This is a genomic window from Ruminococcus sp. FMBCY1 (assembly GCF_023921805.1).
Taxonomy (GTDB): domain Bacteria; phylum Bacillota; class Clostridia; order Oscillospirales; family Acutalibacteraceae; genus Ruminococcoides; species Ruminococcoides intestinale_A.
Window position 1 is genome coordinate 1,826,042 of the sequence record NZ_CP074197.1, and the last position, 18,977, is coordinate 1,845,018.

Annotated in this window: 17 protein-coding genes; 5 read left to right on the top strand and 12 right to left on the bottom strand. The window is 38.5% G+C overall.

Features of this window, described 5'->3' with window-relative positions:
• The first annotated feature begins 53 nt into the window (after positions 1–53).
• Positions 54–917: an AraC family transcriptional regulator gene (locus KGF34_RS08940; RefSeq protein ID WP_252558785.1), complete on the top strand. Its 864-nt coding sequence runs from the start codon at positions 54–56 to the stop codon at positions 915–917.
• Between the two features lie 408 nt (positions 918–1,325).
• Here the strand turns inward: KGF34_RS08940 and KGF34_RS08945 are convergent, their stop codons facing one another.
• From KGF34_RS08945 to KGF34_RS08960, 4 genes are all read right to left on the bottom strand, one after another.
• The gene (locus tag KGF34_RS08945; protein ID WP_252558786.1) at positions 1,326–2,030 is read right to left on the bottom strand and encodes a DUF421 domain-containing protein; all 705 of its coding nucleotides are present in this window, start codon (positions 2,028–2,030) and stop codon (positions 1,326–1,328) included.
• Positions 2,031–2,187: 157 nt separating this feature from the next.
• On the bottom strand, positions 2,188–3,099 hold the full coding sequence (locus KGF34_RS08950) for a dihydroorotate dehydrogenase (protein WP_252558787.1): 912 nt from the start codon (positions 3,097–3,099) through the stop codon (positions 2,188–2,190).
• Entirely contained in the window at positions 3,099–3,851 is a 753-nt protein-coding gene (locus KGF34_RS08955) for a dihydroorotate dehydrogenase electron transfer subunit (protein WP_195410414.1), read from the bottom strand. Before KGF34_RS08955 ends, KGF34_RS08950 begins: the two co-directional genes overlap by 1 nt.
• 33 nt (positions 3,852–3,884) lie before the next feature.
• Positions 3,885–5,144 (bottom strand): transglutaminase domain-containing protein, encoded by a 1,260-nt coding sequence (locus KGF34_RS08960; RefSeq protein ID WP_252558788.1) that lies wholly within the window; start codon positions 5,142–5,144, stop codon positions 3,885–3,887.
• A 144-nt stretch (positions 5,145–5,288) separates the two neighbouring features.
• Between KGF34_RS08960 and KGF34_RS08965 the strand changes: the two genes are divergently transcribed.
• Complete coding sequence (locus KGF34_RS08965; protein ID WP_252558789.1) at positions 5,289–6,503, top strand: hypothetical protein; 1,215 nt, start codon at positions 5,289–5,291, stop codon at positions 6,501–6,503.
• A gap of 10 nt (positions 6,504–6,513) precedes the next feature.
• Positions 6,514–6,726: a hypothetical protein gene (locus tag KGF34_RS08970; protein WP_022234557.1), complete on the top strand. Its 213-nt coding sequence runs from the start codon at positions 6,514–6,516 to the stop codon at positions 6,724–6,726.
• Between the two features lie 89 nt (positions 6,727–6,815).
• Here KGF34_RS08970 and KGF34_RS08975 read toward each other — a convergent pair whose 3' ends face one another.
• Positions 6,816–7,370 (bottom strand): adaptor protein MecA, encoded by a 555-nt coding sequence (locus KGF34_RS08975; RefSeq protein ID WP_252558790.1) that lies wholly within the window; start codon positions 7,368–7,370, stop codon positions 6,816–6,818.
• A 214-nt stretch (positions 7,371–7,584) separates the two neighbouring features.
• Between KGF34_RS08975 and KGF34_RS08980 the strand changes: the two genes are divergently transcribed.
• Positions 7,585–9,120 carry an alpha-amylase family glycosyl hydrolase gene (locus tag KGF34_RS08980; RefSeq protein ID WP_252558791.1) on the top strand — a complete coding sequence of 512 codons (1,536 nt, stop codon included), beginning with the start codon at positions 7,585–7,587 and terminating at the stop codon, positions 9,118–9,120.
• 167 nt (positions 9,121–9,287) lie between these two features.
• Here the strand turns inward: KGF34_RS08980 and KGF34_RS08985 are convergent, their stop codons facing one another.
• The 3 genes from KGF34_RS08985 to KGF34_RS08995 all read right to left on the bottom strand — a co-directional run bounded on the left by KGF34_RS08985 (position 9,288) and on the right by KGF34_RS08995 (position 11,798).
• The gene (locus tag KGF34_RS08985; RefSeq protein WP_252558792.1) at positions 9,288–10,616 is read right to left on the bottom strand and encodes a GHKL domain-containing protein; all 1,329 of its coding nucleotides are present in this window, start codon (positions 10,614–10,616) and stop codon (positions 9,288–9,290) included.
• 7 nt (positions 10,617–10,623) lie between these two features.
• Positions 10,624–11,355, bottom strand: a complete 732-nt coding sequence (locus tag KGF34_RS08990) for a LytTR family DNA-binding domain-containing protein (RefSeq protein WP_252558793.1) — start codon at positions 11,353–11,355, stop codon at positions 10,624–10,626.
• Positions 11,356–11,528: 173 nt separating this feature from the next.
• Positions 11,529–11,798 carry a hypothetical protein gene (locus tag KGF34_RS08995; RefSeq protein ID WP_195410407.1) on the bottom strand — a complete coding sequence of 90 codons (270 nt, stop codon included), beginning with the start codon at positions 11,796–11,798 and terminating at the stop codon, positions 11,529–11,531.
• Positions 11,799–12,299: 501 nt separating this feature from the next.
• Between KGF34_RS08995 and KGF34_RS09000 the strand changes: the two genes are divergently transcribed.
• The gene (locus KGF34_RS09000; protein ID WP_252558794.1) at positions 12,300–13,802 is read left to right on the top strand and encodes a phosphomannomutase/phosphoglucomutase; all 1,503 of its coding nucleotides are present in this window, start codon (positions 12,300–12,302) and stop codon (positions 13,800–13,802) included.
• A gap of 60 nt (positions 13,803–13,862) precedes the next feature.
• Here KGF34_RS09000 and KGF34_RS09005 read toward each other — a convergent pair whose 3' ends face one another.
• From KGF34_RS09005 to KGF34_RS09020, 4 genes are all read right to left on the bottom strand, one after another.
• A complete protein-coding gene (locus tag KGF34_RS09005; protein WP_195410406.1) occupies positions 13,863–14,726 on the bottom strand; it encodes a hypothetical protein in 864 nt (287 codons plus the stop codon).
• On the bottom strand, positions 14,723–15,277 hold the full coding sequence (locus KGF34_RS09010) for a sigma-70 family RNA polymerase sigma factor (protein WP_176781278.1): 555 nt from the start codon (positions 15,275–15,277) through the stop codon (positions 14,723–14,725). Before KGF34_RS09010 ends, KGF34_RS09005 begins: the two co-directional genes overlap by 4 nt.
• Before the next feature lie 274 nt (positions 15,278–15,551).
• Positions 15,552–16,205, bottom strand: coding sequence for a ribulose-phosphate 3-epimerase (rpe, locus tag KGF34_RS09015; RefSeq protein ID WP_252558795.1), 654 nt, complete (start codon positions 16,203–16,205; stop codon positions 15,552–15,554).
• 18 nt (positions 16,206–16,223) lie between these two features.
• Positions 16,224–18,965 (bottom strand): hypothetical protein, encoded by a 2,742-nt coding sequence (locus KGF34_RS09020; RefSeq protein WP_252558796.1) that lies wholly within the window; start codon positions 18,963–18,965, stop codon positions 16,224–16,226.
• Positions 18,966–18,977: the final 12 nt, after the last annotated feature.

The following is an 18,977-nucleotide window of genomic DNA, read 5'->3' on the forward strand; positions in this document are numbered from 1 at the left end:
TTTGTATTATTATATTTATAAAACAAAATAATATTATAAAAGGGGTAATATCAGTGGCAATAAGATTTTTGAACTCTGTAACATCTACAAGTTCAAGCTTTCGAGTTTCGTGCGGAGAGCTTGTTGTAGATGATTTATGGAGCGTTCATCATGAAGTAGAGATGGGTGTTGTCAGGAGCGGTTCTATTACAATTGAAACCGCACTCGGTGTTGAACAGCTCAACAAAGGCGATATTTTCTTTATCGCACCAAACCAGAAGCACAGATTTGACAACAACAACAATGTGTATATTGAGATTATGCTTTTAAATCTTAATGACGGCGCAAATCTTACACAGCAGTATATTCCGAATGTAATTATAAAGAGCATAGTAGGCGGAAACTGTACTAAGTTTTTCTCTTTTAAGCCGGGGGAGGATTACTACAATAATGTTTCCGAATGTTTTGAATCTGCTTTTAGGGCAGAGGTTGACAAGCCGAGAGGATTTTATCTTCTGGCAACAGGTAAATTTTATGAACTTTACTATTATTTGTTTGAGTCAGGAAAGTTAGAAATTTACGATATTGAAACACAGGGCAAAAAGGATAGGGCTTTGCGCAGAGTTACAGAGTATATCAACGAGAATTTCTGCAATCTGCTTACTCTCGACATTATTGCAGAGCACACAAACTTGAGCAGATATTACATTTCGCATCTGTTTAAAGAGCTTTTGAACACAACTTTCATTAATTATCTTAATGAACTTCGTTTGTCAAGAGCGGCACTTTTGCTTACAACAACCGATACTCCTGTTATTGAAATCGCAGGAAAATCAGGTTTTAATAATATTTCTAACTTTAACAGAGCGTTCAAGATGTACTACGGCATTACACCGTCAAAGTACAGAAAATCAGAGCGCAGTAAAGCTAAGGTTTAAAATTTTAATTTAACAGGCAGTCAGTCTTATGGGGTTATAGAAACTGACTGCCTGATTTTTTTGTGCTTTTTATTAAAAATTGGGGTAATTTATGGTTTAGCGGAATATTCGTAAAACAATTATAAAAGTTTGGTCAACCTTTAAAAAGGCTTGACCTAAATTTTTTAATTATTTTCCTGTCATTTAGAGCATAACTGTTTATTATCAAAAAAAAGCAAAAGCCCGACCGAAGTCGAGCTGATTGCTTATAAAAAAGAGAGAGGAAAATATCTATGAAAAAATGAGTTTTAGCTTTGTAATGTAAGTTTTGTCAGTAGTTATCTTACACATATATAATACCATACGAACAGTGACAACAGTGTGACAAAATATTGGTAGTTTTCCGAAATTTAAACATTTTTTTAGAAATTAATCAAAAATATCGTTTGTCGGGTTAGATTTGACCTTTTTGTGTACTTTCAGCGTGTTGTTATTGTCGCAAAAAGCAATGAAAACTTCGCTTGTTTTTATATTTTGCTTTTTGAGTTCTTTTTTTAACCACTCAATATTATTTCCCGTGGCTTTAAGATTTCTTTCCAAAACCTTGCCGTCCTGTATCACTACCGCCTCTACACCGGATTGAAGAACCGTAATTTTCATATCATCGGGAGTGAGCGGTCGATTTTTGTCTTTCGGTAAAATTGAAAGCTGACCGTTGCTTTCAAGGATAACGGTTTGTATCTCATCAAAATTAAAATATCCCTTTGAACGGCACATTACCAAAATTTCATTTATATCTATCTTTGCGGTACTTAAGTTTTTGTTGTAAAATTTGCCGTTATCGTAAATTATAATAGATTTGCCCGTAATGAATCTTCTTAGAAGAAGCGACTTTTGCGATAGGAAAGTCAACATAATTGCTATAAGCGAGTAAATAACCATAGCCATTACACCGTTGTAAATATCGGTAAATTCGCCTGTCGCCAGTTCGGCGGCGATTGAACCTATTGTAATACCGTTGATGTAGTCAAACATATTAAGCTCTGACATCTGCTTATTTCCCATCAGCTTTGCAAGCAAAAACAGGACTGTAAGCGAGATCGGTGCGGTTATAAATACTCTGAAAAAATCCATAATAACCTCCTGTGCTATGGTTATTATGGATTTCTTTTTTTATTTTATTCGTTTTTGAATTTTATGTTAGGCGATTTATGATTTAGCTGAGGAATTTCGTTTAAATGATTTAAAAATTCAGGTCAAGGTTGACCAAACTTTTATAAAACCTTACCGATTACCAAGGCTTGATTGTGCCTGTGAGTTCTGTAACGCTCTTCATACCGTTTTTATCAAGGTATTCGTTAATTCCCTCGGCAATTTTAATCGGTGCGTATGGGTCAGAGAAGAATACTGTGCCAATCTGCAATGCGCTTGCGCCTGCAATCATCATTTCAACTGCGTCTTGCCATGTGCTGATGCCGCCCATACCGATAATCGGAATTTTAACGGCATTAGAAACCTGCCAAACCATTCTTACTGCAACGGGGAACACTGCAGGGCCGCTCATTCCGCCTGTATTGTTGCGGATAATCGGGCGCTTTGTGTTTATGTCTATTCTCATACCTGTTAGTGTGTTAATCATTGAAATTGCGTCTGCGCCGTTTGCCTCTGCCGACTTAGCAATCTCGGCAATATCTGTAACATTCGGACTTAGCTTTACAATAAGCGGTTTTGTGCAGTGCTTTCTTACCGCACTTGTAATTGAACCTACCGATTCACAGCTTGTACCGAACTGAACGCCGCCGCTCTTTACATTAGGGCAGGAAATATTCATTTCTATCATATCAACATCAGTTGAAGAAAGTTTTTCTGCCATTTCGCAGTATTCTTCGGGAGTGTTGCCGGCAATATTTGCGATAACTCTTGTGTTTTGCTGTTTAAGCCAAGGAAGATCGTCGTTTATAAATACATCTACGCCCGGATTTTGAAGTCCGACGGCATTTAAAATACCCGACGGAGTTTCTGCGATTCGTGGCGGTGGGTTGCCGTCACGCCTTTTTAAGGTAATTCCCTTGCACGAAATACCGCCAAGTTTTGAAAGCGGATAAAATTCGCCGTACTCCTTACCGAATCCAAATGTGCCCGAAGCGGCGATAAGCGGATTTGAAAACTCTACTCCGTCAATTTTTACAGATAAATCAGCCATTAAAATACAACCTCCTCTGCGTTGAATACAGGTCCGTTTTTGCAGACATGCTGCATAATTTCTTCACCGTTCTTGCGTACCTTAACGGCGCAGACAAGACAAGCGCCGATTCCGCAAGCCATTCTTTCTTCAAGTGAAATCTGACAAGGCTTGTTAAATTCTTTGCAAACTTGAGCAATTGCCTTAAGCATCGGGGTAGGACCGCAGGCGCAAACCTCGTCAACTTCATTTATCTTTTCTTTAAGTACATCTGTAACAAATCCGTGTACGCCTGCACTGCCGTCATCTGTTGTAAGTACAAGCTCGGCACCTGCATTTTTAAAATCATCTTGTAATATAATAAGGTCTTTGTTACGGAAACCCGTGATAACAAGCGGATTTTCGGTTTGCTTTGCTGTATAGAGCATAGGAGGAACACCGATGCCGCCGCCGATAAGGCAGTAGCGCTTGCCTTTTTCAATATTAAAGCCGTTGCCAAGCGGAGCAAGAATATCTACAGCTTCACCCTTTTTCATTTCGGACATAATCTTTGTGCCCTCGCCCTTAACCTGGTAAACAAGGCGGAGTACGCCGTTTTCGCTGTCGCACACCGAAATAGGTCTGCGCAGAGTTTTTGACGGAACATATACATGGGCAAACTGACCGCATTTTGCAAGCGGTGCAAGTTCGTCATTTTTTACACGCATATCAAAAATTCCGTCTGCAATTTCTTCATTTGACAAAAGCTCAAAGGCTTTAACATCATATTTCATATATTTCTCTCCTTTTGCAACAGAATGATTTATTTAATTAATATAGTTTAACACTATGGTAATAACACGCAGGGTATCGTTTTTATATGCATAGCTTGAGGTGTCAATCTCGACTTCTCCCCCAAGCATATTGTTGGCACTTTCAATGTAGTTTACTACATAACCGTCTTGTACAAGTGTTGAATAAGCGTCTTCAAAGTCAAGACTGTCATCAACAATTATGTTGAAATAATTGTCACCGTTTACGGCGGAATTTGCAAGTGCATTTGAAATTGTATTGTCATTTTCTTCATCAAACGCATAGAGGATAGGTGCAGTTTGATTATAATAATTGTACTCGGTAGAATTACATTCGGGCACATAGAGGTTGCCGATAAGGTTTTCGTCGTTATTATAATTATCGGGTTCTATTTCATCAAAAAGGTCATCTGCCCTGTGCGAGGAATACATTTGCTCGTCTGTAAGATTAAAGTAGTAGTAGTTGGAAAAATCATCTTGCGAGTCGTTCCATGTTACATCGACCTGATACCAATTACCGTCAATTTTTGCGCAGTTCCATTCGTGTCCGACATCACCGGTCATTCCCGCAATACTTACACATTCAATGCCGAGCTTGTTGCACAAAAGCTGAAATGCCCTGGCATATCCTTCACATATGGCTTTGCCGTCAACAAGAACTCCGTAGGCGGTACTGACATTTCCTTTTGTGTTATTGTTGTAGGCAGCCTCGTCATCATATACGCAATTTGAAATAATATAATCGTTGACATACTTTTCACGCTCATACTCCGAAGAATACATAGTTGCGTTGTTTACAAAGTCGTTGAGCGCCTCGTTAAATTTTTCTTTTTGTGTTTCAAGCGTTGTGCCTGAATAAATATAGAAAAGTTCTACATATGTTGAACCGCCGTAATCGTAGTAAGAAAATGTGTTTTTTATCCAGAATATATCGGGGTGGTCGTTTTTAAAAGCTATTATTGCCTCGTAAATATCTTTTTGCGTAAGCGTGCCCGTACATTGTATTTCTGCGGGAACGGGTTTTTGACATTCGTTTTCAATTTGTGCGTAAAGATTTTTAATGTGTTCGTTTGTTATTGCCGAATAGCTGTACGATGTTTGCTTAGGCTCCGGTATCTCTGACAAAAGCGCTTCACTTTCGCTTGTCGGCTTAAAATCAGAATTGTCGAAAATCTTAAAATTAAAAGAACAGCCGGCAATTGAAAAACATAGCGCCAAAGGCAAAGCAGCCGCAAGTGCTTTCTTTGCAACAGTCTGTATTTTATGGATGTTCAAAAAATCATCTCATTACATATAATATATCATTTATAATTTTACTTTATTTTGGCTTTATAGTCAATTCAAAATTTATTTTTTGAAAAATTGTTGCAATTAGTGCAACTTTTAGGATTTTTTTATGCATAGTTGGAGGTGAATAATTTGATTATTTTTAACAAAGAAAAGTACGAGGGTATTGCCGCAGAAGATAATGCGGGGATTGTGGGCGAAAACCTTGTGAGTAAAGTTGAATTTACGGTGAATGGTTTTGTCGGCAAAAATACGATTGCCGCAATTCATTTAAGATTTAAAGACGGCAGTGTAAACACGGTTGCACCGCAAACCGTAAAAACTATTAACAACAGCACATATATAATGTGGAAAATCGGGAAAAACGATATTTTCTGTCACGGCTGGGTTGAGGTTCAGCTTGAATTAAGAGAGGAGGAAACCACTTTGCAGACCGATATTGTAAGATTGTTTGCGGGAGAATCCATACCGATTGAGGACAAGGGATTCACCAATCCAAACAGCGAAACGCTTGCATTGAGAGATGAGACAAAAAAATGTTGGGATAAAATTGCAGAGCAAAATAAGCAGATTGAAAACAATATAAAAGTTATTGCCGACAGCGACATTACTCTTAAAGAAGAAAAAGCAAATAAGGTTACGCTTAAGGCTGATGTTACGGAAGAGAGCTATCCGAGTGTTGCATATCTTGAAAACTATTATTATGATTATGATGATGTTGATGATGAGATACAAAACCTTAAAAGCAGTGTCGATACAAAGCTTAATTTAAAAGCGGATAAGGCGGATACTCTTGCCGGTTACGGAATTACAGATGCTTATGATAAAACGTATATAAACAGATCATTAAACTATAAGCTTGACAAAAAGCCATTCGATGCCGTGCCTGCGGCAAACAGCCCAAATTATGTTACAAGCGGCACTGTGTATAACAGTGTTAATTCGCTTAGGCAGACCGTTGTGCAGAACAAAGCCGATATAGAAAAATCGCTTGCAAACAAATATGATGCGGCGAATAACGAAATCGGTTCGGGAGAATTATCTCCGGCGCAGACAATTTATGAGGGCAGTGCGGGAAACTTCGTTTACGCAAAGAACGGCGACGCAGTTACTGTGTCTGTAAATATTACAAGTATGTTGGCGGATAAAACATATTTGCAAATGACGGGTTTGCCGTTCCCGTCAAAAGCAGAAAGTAGACTTGCAAGTATTGCCGTATATTCTACAAAGAATAACTTGCGTAATGTGAGAATAGACGGTTCGTGGATTTACATAAGTGCACCGTCCGATAAATTTGTTGAAGATGAAAAAATGAATTTTGTTGTTACATATATTATTCGCAGATAGGAGGATTAAAATGGAGGTTACAGAAAAAATTACGCTTGATATGCTTACAAAAGAGGGAGTGAGCGTGTTAAGACAGAAATTTATAAACATTAACGATGTTGAGGTACAGGTTGGTGAAAATGTCCGCAATGCTTTTACAAACTGTGAAGATGACAGAAAAATTTTAAAAGAACAGCTTTCGGAAGATTACTACAACGCAGTTATGGCAGTCTGGGGACTTTAAACATCACAAAAGCGCAATCGTGTTGCAGACGATTGCGCTTGCTTTTTTTGTTTGAGCGATTTTGTTTAGCAGGTATGCATAGTATAATTTTACAAACATTTTCCAATAACGGCAATTGCGTTTGAACGACAGATTTCTTGTGCATTTTCCCGCAGATTTGCGGCAAAAATATTATCGCCGCACCGTACACCGTATTCGTGCAAAATACGCTTAAATCTTTTTGGTACTGCCGGATAATCAAAAATAAGGTAGTAAACTCCGTCTTTTTCATAGGCAGAATTTTTGTTGCAGCACACATTCTGTTTGTAAAGTAACTGAATTACATCAAGAAAATTCTTGCTGTTGCCCACATCGTAGCAGCTGCATTTTTTACCGTTTTGCAGTCTGTATTTTTTCCTTTTTTTATCCTCAACCGTCAGCAGCAGCATACAACCGTCAACAGTCGGAAGCGCCTCCACAATCATTCGTTTATCTTTTATTTCTATATCTGTTTTAAAACAGGCTATCTGCAAAATTCGCATAAGTATCTTTCTGGAATGGCTGTCATACAGGCTTAAAGTATCATAATCAAGCGAAAAATCTCGCATATCTTCATCGCAGAGAGTTATCAGTATTTTATTGCTTTTTATTTTATCAATCGTCAAAAAATCTCCCTCCTCACATTGTGCTTTGCCGCAAAATTATTCTTATATATATTATGATGAAATGCCGTTTCCTGCAAGTAATTATTTTTGGAAATATACCAAGCAAATTATAGTAATATTTTTGTTAAAACGCATAATATGCTTGTCAAAAATCCTCAATAATGTTACTATGTTATTGTAATAATAAAAATTAACAAAAGAAAGGATGTTTTCTATGCCACAATGGCTCAACGATTCGGTTTTCTATGAAATTTACCCGCAAAGCTTTTATGACACCAACGGTGACGGTATCGGTGATATTAACGGTATCATCGAAAAACTCGACTATGTAAAAGGGCTCGGCTGTAACGCAATCTGGCTCAACCCCGTTTACGATTCACCGTTTATGGACGCAGGTTATGATGTTCGTGACTACAAAAAGGTTGCTCCCCGCTACGGCACAAACGATGACCTCGTAAGACTTTTTGACGAGGCTCACAAAAAAGGAATGAAAATTCTCCTTGACCTCGTTCCCGGCCACACATCGGACACTCACCCTTGGTTTTTAGAGTCTAAAAAAGCTCAAAAGAGTGAGTATACAAACCGTTATATCTTTACAAAATCAGTATGGGACGCACCGCCGCAGTACAGAATGATGTGCGGTATCTGCGAGCGTGACGGTAACTATTTGGTAAACTACTTCAGCTCACAGCCTGCTCTCAACTACGGTTTTCACGAAATCACACATCCGGAGTGGCAGCTGCCGTGCGACCATCCGGACTGCCTTGCTACAGTAGAGGCAATCAAGGACATTATGCGTTTCTGGCTTGATATGGGCGCAGACGGTTTCAGAGTTGATATGGCAGACTCGCTCGTAAAGAACGATGATGAAAAGGTTGCAACAGCAAAAATCTGGCGTGGTATCCGTGAAATGCTCGACAAAGATTATCCTGAGGCTGCAATGGTAGCCGAATGGTGCAATCCCGAAAGAGCAATCAACAACGCAGGTTTCCATATGGACTTCTATCTTGACCACCACGGCAACGGTTACAGCAGACTTTTCCGTTACGGTGACGATGAGGGCAATAATGGTATTTTTAATCCAAACGGCAAGGGCGATATTAAGAACTTTACAGACGAATATCTCCCTGCTTATGAGCTTTCAAAGAATAACGGCTACATCAGTTTTATGACAAATAACCATGATATGCCGAGAATGACACACTACTTCGGTATGGATGCAATTAAACTTGCATATGCAATGATTTTCACTATGCCGGGTGTTCCGTTCCTTTACTACGGTGACGAAATCGGTATGAAATATCAGGAAAACCTTGTAAGCAAAGAGGGCGGTTTCAGCCGTACAGGTTCGCGTACACCAATGCAGTGGAACAGCGGTAAAAACCTCGGCTTTTCTGCAAGCGATACACCTTACCTCCCTGTTGATACAGACGAAAACGCACCTACAGTTGAAAATCAGCAGAACAACCCTGACAGTATTTATAAGGTTGTTACAGACATTATTGCCATTCGTCACGCAAACGATGACCTTCACGGCAACGGTGATTTTGAAATGATTTTCGAGCCGGGTAAATTCCCGTTCGGATATAAGAGAGGCAAGTTTGTAATGCTCTTTAACCCACTCGGCAAAGACAGCGAAATCAAAATCAATGCTAAGGGCGCTAAAAAAGTATATGAAATCGGTACAACAGAGGTTGCTGACAATAAGGTAAAAATGTCGGCACAGAGTTTTGCTATGCTTGAATTTTAATAGATTTATTTAAAAGTTACGGCGGCAATCCTATTCGGATTACCGCCGTTTTTGTTGATGATTATTTGTCAAAGTCGGAGTAAATTATAGTTTAGCAAATTGCTTAAAGTTATCCCAATATTTAGAATAGAACATTGTTAATTAGGCTGTCCGGCTTGAATTAAAATTTATGCATTAACATCTACATATTTTAATGTCATATTAACGCAAAACTTATTGTCGACATCAACAGCTTCAAAATATCCGCCATAAACCTCTGCCATATTTCTCATTGAACGCAGTCCAATTCCTCCGCCTTTATGTTTTGTGTACTCATAGCCTCGGTCACTTTTCTTTAAATCTCCGCAAAAATTATTCGTTGCAGCAATATAAATATAGTCGCCCTTATAGTCGATTGACAAATCAAAATATTTTCTGCCCTCGCTTATTGTTTTGCATGCGGAAATTGCATTTTCACTTAAGTTTCCTAAAATACCGCAGAAGTCAACTTCGGGTATTTCGGATTTAGGAGGCATATTTATTTTCCAAGTAATATCTATTTCATTGTCAATTGCGCTTTGGCGGTAATAATTCAGCACTGCGTTTATAGCGTTACTGCTGCATAATCTTACGGGAGCAGTAATATTAAGTGCCTGATAATACTTGCAAAGGTATTTTCTCAATGAGTCCAAATCGCCCTCGTCAAGCAAACCCTGCGCAAGATGTACCGAGTGTTTTAAATCGTGTCTGGCTTTTGCGGTTTGATTAATATATGTTTGCAGAGATTCGTTATAGCTTGTCTGTATTTCAAGCATAAAGTTCTGTTCTTCAAGCTTGGTCTTTTCAATTGTAGTTTTACTGAATATGTAAAACAGCGCAAATACCAATATATACAGCAAAAATATAATACTGTTAATCATTAACGCCTTTATGCCAATCAATCCCACACGCAAATTCAAATATGTGATCGGTATGGAGTAAATATTTAACAGAGTTACAATAATCGGTAAAATCATAAATGAATACCAAAGCTTTTTATATTTAATGTTATCTATCATCCAGGAATAATATTTCAGCATAGGATACGCAAGTATTGCCATAAAGAACAAACTTATTCCCATAAACAGCAAATCAAACGAAAAACTTATTCCGTAATCCATTTCCGGCTTATAAAACGATTCAATTTCATAAGTAAACAGTGAGAAAGTCGAAAACAGACATATAACGCTCAAAAACACAAACAGAGTTTTGGCAAAATCTGTTTTTACCGTATACCGAAACAGTAAAAAGCAGATTATCATATCGGGCATAAGCACCGTGTTTATCGTACGAATGTTAAAAAGTACCGTTATTAAAGAAGATACCGTTGCAATAATTACAAAAGCCCCCGCCAAAAGCAAAGCAATTTTTTTAACCGAAAATTTAAGCTGATTTTTCATCGGCAAATAACACATTATACTTGCGGGAATGATTATAGAAAAAGAAAAAAGTCCCTTTAAAAATTCTATCCTATCCATATTATCCTCAAATCCGCTGATTTTCCCTTAATTTTTTAAACATATGATCTCTTACCCGTTTCTCTATGATACTTTTTTCACGCACTTTTATCGAAAATCTTGTACCGTTGCCCATTATACAAAGAGCACCGTCAATGCGCTCAATATAATCCGCATTAAGAACAACGCCACGGTTTACGGGTATAAATCTTTCGTCATTATCGGTAAGTTTTAAAAATTCATTCATAGTCATTCTTGTGCGGTATGTCATACCGGACACAACAGAAATATTCAGATAATGTGCATCGGATTCAATAGACATAATCTCTTTGACAGAAATCATTACGGATTTTCTGTCGCAAACAATCCGAATAAATTTTGCTTTATCTTTTATGTAAAAAGCCGCTTCGTCAAGAACTTTGTAAATTTGTTCAGGCATATACGGTTTTATTATATAGTGAAACGCATGAACAGAAAAAGCCTGCATCATAAAGTCGGAACTTGTAGTAACAAAAACAATTACAATATCTTTGCTGATTTTTCTAAGCTCCTCGGCAAGCTCAATTCCGTTAATAGGGCTCATATAAATATCTATAAATGCCGCATCATATAGATTTTCAATGCATTTATTTAAAAAATCTTGTCCGTTTAAAAAACAATCTACCGAGCCTTGTTCACTTCTGATTGTAAAATATCCGTTGCACACACGGGCAAGAATATCCATATATCTTTGTTCATCGTCAATTACGGCGATTTTCATTATCACACCACCAAAAATAAATAACCTTTTTATAATTATAACACAAAACTTAAGAAATGTGCATTATTATAAAAAGGTTTGCTAAAAATGTATTATATGCCAAAAACAGTCGCCTAAGCGACTGCCTCTGGATTTAGAAGTTTTGAAATTAACGTGAAAACGTGAATAGCTGTTTAATTATTAATCTCTGCATCTGCAGTGTCGCCAAAGAAGTTAAAACGGAAGAGTTTGCTCTCGTCGTTTTTATTCTCGCAAATAATGCTTGCTTCGGCAATCTTACCGCCCTCAATGAGTTTTGTAAGACCGACGATCTGGCAGAGTTTGCTTTTAAGATTTAATCTGTCGCCTTCGTTAGTAACGAGAAATACATTACCCTCGCAAGTATCAAGTACAGCGAGAAATTCGGCTACATCAATATTGTGTAAACTAAGAATAGGTGTCATAAAAAATTCCTCCAAAATGATAATATAAAATTGTTGTGCCATTTACCATTTGGCAAAATAATTATTTATGTTCGACCTAATTAAACCTTACTCGAGTAATCTGACTGTATAATCAGTCGATAGTCAAGCGGACTGTTTACTTGACAATTATTATTATAATCACAATTCCATAAAAGTCAACAATTTTTTTTATAAAAATTTGTTGCAAAGTCAAATTAAATGTGAACAGCTTACAAAGTGGTGTATATAAATATATATATTATGCACAAAAATCATTTGATAAACAAATTTGTTTGCTTATTAAAATTATAATGCTGTTAGTGAAAATAACTACCAAAATGGAAAGTTAAGCGTCAAAAAATCACTTTTTTTACAAAAATAAAATTATTATATATTGAGATTTTTGCGGCTATGGGTTATAATTAATGCAGTAATTTATAATAAGGGTATGCTTTTTTAGAATGAAATATCCGAAAATACAATAAAGGAATGGTACTTTAAATGTTAGACAAGTTTTATAAGCAGTTTAAAAGCGGTACAGACATCAGAGGCGTGGCAAGCGAGGGCGTTGAGGGTCAGCCCGTAAACCTTACCGATGATGTTGTGGCAAGAATGGCAGACGGCTTTGTGCTTTGGCTTTCAAAAAAGGTCAGCAAAGTGCCTGAAACTCTTACAATTTCTATCGGTCGTGACAGCCGAATTTCCGGCCCGCATATAGTTTCAATTTGCAGTGAGCGTTTTAAACGCTGCGGAGCAACCGTGCTGGATTGTTCGCTTGCATCTACTCCGTCAATGTTTATGACAACCGTTGACCTCGGTTGTGACGGTGCTTTGCAGATTACCGCAAGCCATCACCCGTTTAACAGAAACGGTCTAAAATTCTTCACCCGTGAGGGCGGTCTTGAGGGCAGTGATATCGAAGAAATCCTTGAGTATGCACAAAACGGCGAATCACCTGCCGAAAATTCTTGCGGCAAAATCAGAAAAGTTGATTATATGACCGATTATGCAAAGGGCCTTTGCAAAAAAATTAAAGAAGAAGTAAATGCGGAGGATTACGATCATCCGCTTAAGGGCTTTAAGATTGTAGTTGATGCAGGTAACGGTGCAGGCGGTTTTTATGCCGATAAGGTACTTTCTGTACTCGGTGCGGATACAACAGGCAGTCGCTATCTTGAGCCTGACGGAATGTTCCCGAACCATATTCCGAACCCTGAAGACGCAACAGCTATGGCGTCAATCTGCGAGGCGGTAAAAGAGGCAAATGCCGACCTCGGCGTGATTTTTGACACTGATGTTGATCGTGGCGGTGCAGTTGACAGCAAGGGCAATGAAATTAACCGTAACCGCCTTGTTGCTGTAGCGGCTGCCATTGCACTTGAGGGTAACGAGGGCGGTACTGTTGTAACCGACTCTATCACTTCTTCCGGTCTTAAGGAATTTATTGAAAACACACTCGGCGGTCAGCATTACCGTTATCGCAGAGGTTATAAAAATGTTATCGACAAAGCACTCGAACTCAATGCACAGGGTATCAATTGTCCGCTTGCTATTGAAACCTCAGGTCATGCCGCAATGAAAGAAAATTATTTTCTTGATGACGGCGCATACCTTTGCACAAAGATAATTATTAAAGCGGCTCAAATGCGCAAAGAGGGCAAAGAGCTTGACGAGCTTACTGCGGCGCTTAAAGAACCTGTTGAAAGTAAAGAAGTCAGATTCAAAATCCTTGAGCCCGATTTCAGAGCCTGCGGCGAAAAGATTATTAATGACCTTACCGCATATGCAATGGCGCAGAACGGCTGGAATGTTGCAAACGATAACCGTGAGGGTATAAGAGTATCATTCGATAAGGATAACGGTGACGGTTGGTTCTTGTTAAGACTTTCAGTGCACGACCCGATTATGCCGCTGAATATTGAGAGTGATTCGGTAGGCGGCGTAGATATTATTTACAACAAACTTAATGAGTTTTTAAAGACTACAAGCGGTCTTGAGTTATAATTTTATAAAAACACAGCAGTTCCAAGGTGTATTCTTCGGAACTGCTGTGTTTTTTAATATTTAACTGTAATTTACCATATAATTTCCGTTTTCATTTATTGAAATATTTACATAAACAGTTTTTGTGGCATTGTTTTTATAATGCAATTCAAAGGTTAATGTATCTCCAAAATACTCATCAAAATTTTTGATACTGTCATACACTGTTTTTTCGGCATCGGAGTATGCTGTTCTATCCAGAATATTACTGTTATAATCGGGTTCTTCCTTACCGGTTATAGACAGAATTTCTGTTGAAAATTTTTCGCAGGTGGGTCGCCATGTTATGAAACCGTTGTCTGAAATTTTAATATTTTCAAATGATTTTTGACCTGAAAAAACGGTTGAATCACTTTGATAAGATATGCAATTATTTTTTACTGTTACATTATAATATTCAACAGCATCGCTTGCAATGGAAAATTCTATACTGTCAGGCGATATATCAAATAAATCTTGTTTAATGATATTTCCGCTATAAGAAGTATCTCTTTCATCGTAAGGTGAACCGTCTGATTTAAAATCAACGGTATAAGTAATTGCATGAATACCCGTGTTGCTGTCAAGTAAAGTCTTTACAGGGCTTAATAAAACCTTTTGCTTTGAATTTTCACTGTTCTCTGATAAGACTTTAGGTAGGGAGTAAATGTGAAAGTCAGAACTGCGGTTAGTTGTACTTAAAACTTCGGAATTATTGACCGGCTTATTAAAATTATTTTTATATATGACTGCATAAGTAACGGAGACCGCACATAAACAGGCTGCAAGGCTTGCCCATATAATAATTTTTTTGCTTTTGGGTTTATAAACCAAAGAAGATGCAATTATGTTTTCGTCAATATTGCTGATTGAATTATATAAGATTTCATCATTGTTTTTTTTCATAGAAATATGCCCTCCTTTTCGAGTGCCTGTTTTAAATTGTTTCTTAATCTGAAAAGTTTGCCTGAAAGTTTGTTTGAAGATGTGTTCCATTGCTTTGCAATGCTTTTTACAGATTCTCCTTGCCAATACCTCAATATAAATAAAGCCTGTTCTTTTTTACTCAGAGTTAATAACCATTTATTAATTATTGGTGTAATTTCTTCAAGTTCATATTCGGTGTCTGTCTGTGGTACTGATAATATATCTTCCATTTCGCTGAAAAGAATTTCAATACCTGCGTTTCTTTTTTGAGTATGGTTTTTCTTCCATATATCAAGTGCAATATTCCTTGTGATTTTGCCTATGTATGCCTTAAAATTTTCAGGGTTATTAGGCGGAATTGAATTCCATATTTTAAGGTAAGTATCATTTTCACATTCATCGGTATCTTCATTATTTGATAGAATGTTATATGCTATTTTTCGACAAAAAGAACTGTACTTGATTTTTGTTTCTTTTATAGATTGTTCCGATCTTGAAAAGTACAAATCAATTATTTGTTTGTCATTCAATTAAATCCCTCCTTTTTAGCTTTCATATATATAGACGATATAATTATAAAAATATTCGTGAGCAATTTAGATTGTGCAAACAAAAGTATTTGTGGGCTTTGCCCACACCCACAACCTTTGAAAAGGTTGACCAAACTTTTATAATTACCTGACGAAGTATTCAACTAAGCTATAATTTACCCCAACACCAAAACCAACATAACAACTAAAAACACCGTCATTGTCGGACAGAACCGATAATGACGGTGTTTTGTTTTTAAATATTATAAAATAATTAATTTTCGGCAATAGCTTTAAGCTCTGCAATGGCTTTTGCGCTGTCTTCGGCTTTGAAAACAGCTGTGCCGGCAACACATACATCAACACCTGCATCGGCTGCCTGTTTGATTGTTGATGTGCTGATTCCGCCGTCTGCCTCAATAAGAACATCAAGACCACGCTTTGCGCACTCTGCTTTGATTTCCTGTACTTTCGGCAGCATATCCGCCATAAAGCCCTGACCGCCAAAACCCGGTTCAACAGTCATAACGAGCACCATAAACAATTTGTCGAGATATGGGAAAACTGCGCTTGCAGGTGTGTTCGGCTTAATTACAAGTCCGGGTTTTATGCCGTTTTCTGTGATTTTATCAATAGTTTTGCTGATGTCGGAGTCGCTTTCTGCATGAAAAGTAATAATATCTGCGCCGGCTTTTGCAAAATCATCTATATACTTAAGCGGTTCTGAAATCATAAGATGTACATCAAATGGTTTTTCGGTGTAACTTCTTACCGCTTTTATTACAGGTGCGCCGAATGTGAGGTTCGGCACAAAGTGGGCGTCCATAACATCAAGGTGCATATAGTCGGCACCGCATTTATCCATTTTTTCAATTTCTTCTCCCATTTTTGCAAAGTCACAAGAGAGGAGTGAAGGAGCAATTTTCATTTTGCAAACTTCCTTTCATCAGGTTTTATGTATAAGCGGTGCAACAAGTGTGGCAACGCCCCAGAACATTGAATATATAAGTACCTCAAGTGTGCCGAGCACGCCTACTCCCGCATAAAGTGCAAGGGTGGCTGTGAGCAGTACGCCGAGTACAATCGAGATAAGCTGAATTACGATTGAAAGCGAAATATTACGCTTTATTTGTACACTTCCCGATACAGCCTTTAAGAAAGCCGATGTTTTACCGTTTGTGATGAGGTAAGCTCTTGAAGTTTCTTCAAATGTAGACTTACATTCCTTAAGTACCGTGCCAAGTCCTGTGGGAAGTACCTTTACCGTACGGTAAAATACATTGTAAAGACTGCATATAAGGTCATTTGTAATATTGCAGTCGGTTGAGTGAACAAGTATGCTGATTCCGTTTGCCTCGGCTCTGTGAAGTTCAGGCATAAGGATTGAATCGGCGATATAGTGAGTTACAAACATTGCAATCAGTCTGCCTGCACGGGCAACATATGTTACCTGTTTGCCGCTCTGAATGTACTTGTCCTCATACTCAATACTCGGAGTTTCTACGCTGTATTTTGTCATAAGCTCACGGTTGCCGACAAGGATTCGTTCACCGTTTACCCAGCCTACAAGTCCAAGCTCATCTTCGTAGAGAACGCTCTCAACCTCCGGCAAATCGCCCTCGGTTTCATCGACTACCTTTTCAAATACTTTGGCAATCGGGTTTTTAGCCTCTTTAAGAATTGCAATTCCGCACAAAAGCGATTCGTCTGTATTGTAATCCTCAAAAGTCTTTATGCCGTCAAGGAATACCGAGTCGGCAGGGAAAAGCTCGTTTGCATCAATCATTACCGCCGTACTGTCGCAGAACTGTTTTACCGACGGATAACCCGAAAGCATTGCGCCTGTAGGCAAAAGCTTTTTGCAGAGGTTATACATAGGAATGTTTACCGCAAGTAATGTTGAAACAGGAACGCATACCGCACATACAAGCGCAAATGCATTTACCGCACCCGAAAACGAACCGAAGAATATGCCGTAAAGGAGTGCAACCACTACCGCAATTATTGAGGTTGCAGGTGCAAGCTTGGAGGCGAGGTCTTCACTGGGGTCGGGTGCATAGGAGATCTTAAGAAAGTTTGACGGAAAACCCGTGCGGTGCTGATAAGCAATGATTGGCTGCTCAACAGCCGTACCGCTCATCATCTGTGTTGCCACAGATTCGTTATTGTAAATTTTAGCGGCATATCGCTGACCGTCGGCAGCGGTAAACTTAAAGTTTTCTTTAACTCTCAGTACCATAAGCAATTTGCCTAAGTTGTTGGCAAAGAAAGCAACCAGAACTATTACCGTATAGTAGTTGATGTCAAAGCCGGTAACTCCGTACAGACAGAAGAAAGATACCACTGTCTGTATTACGGACGCAACCGCCGCAAGTGCAACCGCCGTATCGGAATTTCCTTTAAAATGCGTAAGCGGTGTAAGTCCGCTCATTATTGATACTCTGTTTACAAAGGTTGAAAAACCGATTAGCAAAAAGTTGATTACCGCATAGGCAACGGGAGCAAAAAATACTGCGCTGCATATTGCCTGTGGAAACAGTCTTACAAGCACCGTAATTATTATTGATACAAGTGCAAGTCCGCCTGTGAGCATTGTTCTGCCAAAGAGCTTTTTTATGTTCAGGTTGATTTCCTGCATTATGCTCTTTTCGTCATCTTCGCCCATATAGTCATCGACCACTTCGGTTTCCTTAACGGGAGTGTCGTTATCGTCCGACGCATCTTTTGAAAAAAATCCCACAAGGCTCGACATTATCTTTTCTGATGCCGAATGAAAATCAAGCGGCTCAACTTCGTCATCGTCCTCTTCAACAATGACTGTACGCTTGGTTTCGGGCTTTATTACATGAGCGATTACCGACGGATTTTTTGATTTTATATATTCCTCGTACTCATATCCGACAACCTCGGAAAATTTGCCCGCTTTTACATTCAGTGCGTTCTGCTCGCCCTCTTTGCGGTAAACAGGCACTTTGGCTATAACCTTTTTGTGCTGTTTTACATCGGGCTCGGGAGTTTTGAACAGTTCGTCAAACTTGCCCTGCGGCTCGTTCTGAGCTTTGGGCGGTTTGGTATCGTCGTCCGTAATATCTATATCAATAGTATGTATACTTTTTATGTGAGTTTCGTTGTCGTTGAACTGGTCGACATCGTCTAAAATATCTTGAGAAAAAGTTGTGCCCTCGGAATATTCGGGAGTAAGGGTGACAATTTCTTCGTCGTCTTCGTTTTCCGAGTCCGTATCTGTTTTTTCGTCGGAGTTTGTTTGCTCTGTTGACTTGTTTTCTTCAAGAGCGGTTTCTTGCTTTTCCTCCGATTTTTCGTCTTTATCCTGCTCCGTATTTTTTTCGGTTTCTTTTAAAATTTCGTTTTGCGGTGACGGGTAGTCATCGTCCGTACCCTCAAGAACAAGCTCGGCTTGCAGGGTGGTGGCTGTTTTGTCGCCTGAAATTTCATTTTCGTTTACAGTCTGTTCTTTATCCACATCAAGAGGATTGCTGTTTTCAAGCCTCGGCTTTTTATCTGCATTGCTGAAAATTTCGGCAACAGGCTGTTTTGCTCTGTATTTTTGAGCAGTAAGCTCCATTTTTTCCTGATCTAAGAGGTATTTTGATTCCTCTAAGATTTCGTCAACCTCTCTGTCACGGTCAATAAGCTTGCTGTCCTCATTGGTTTGGTTATTCGGCAAATTTATCACTCC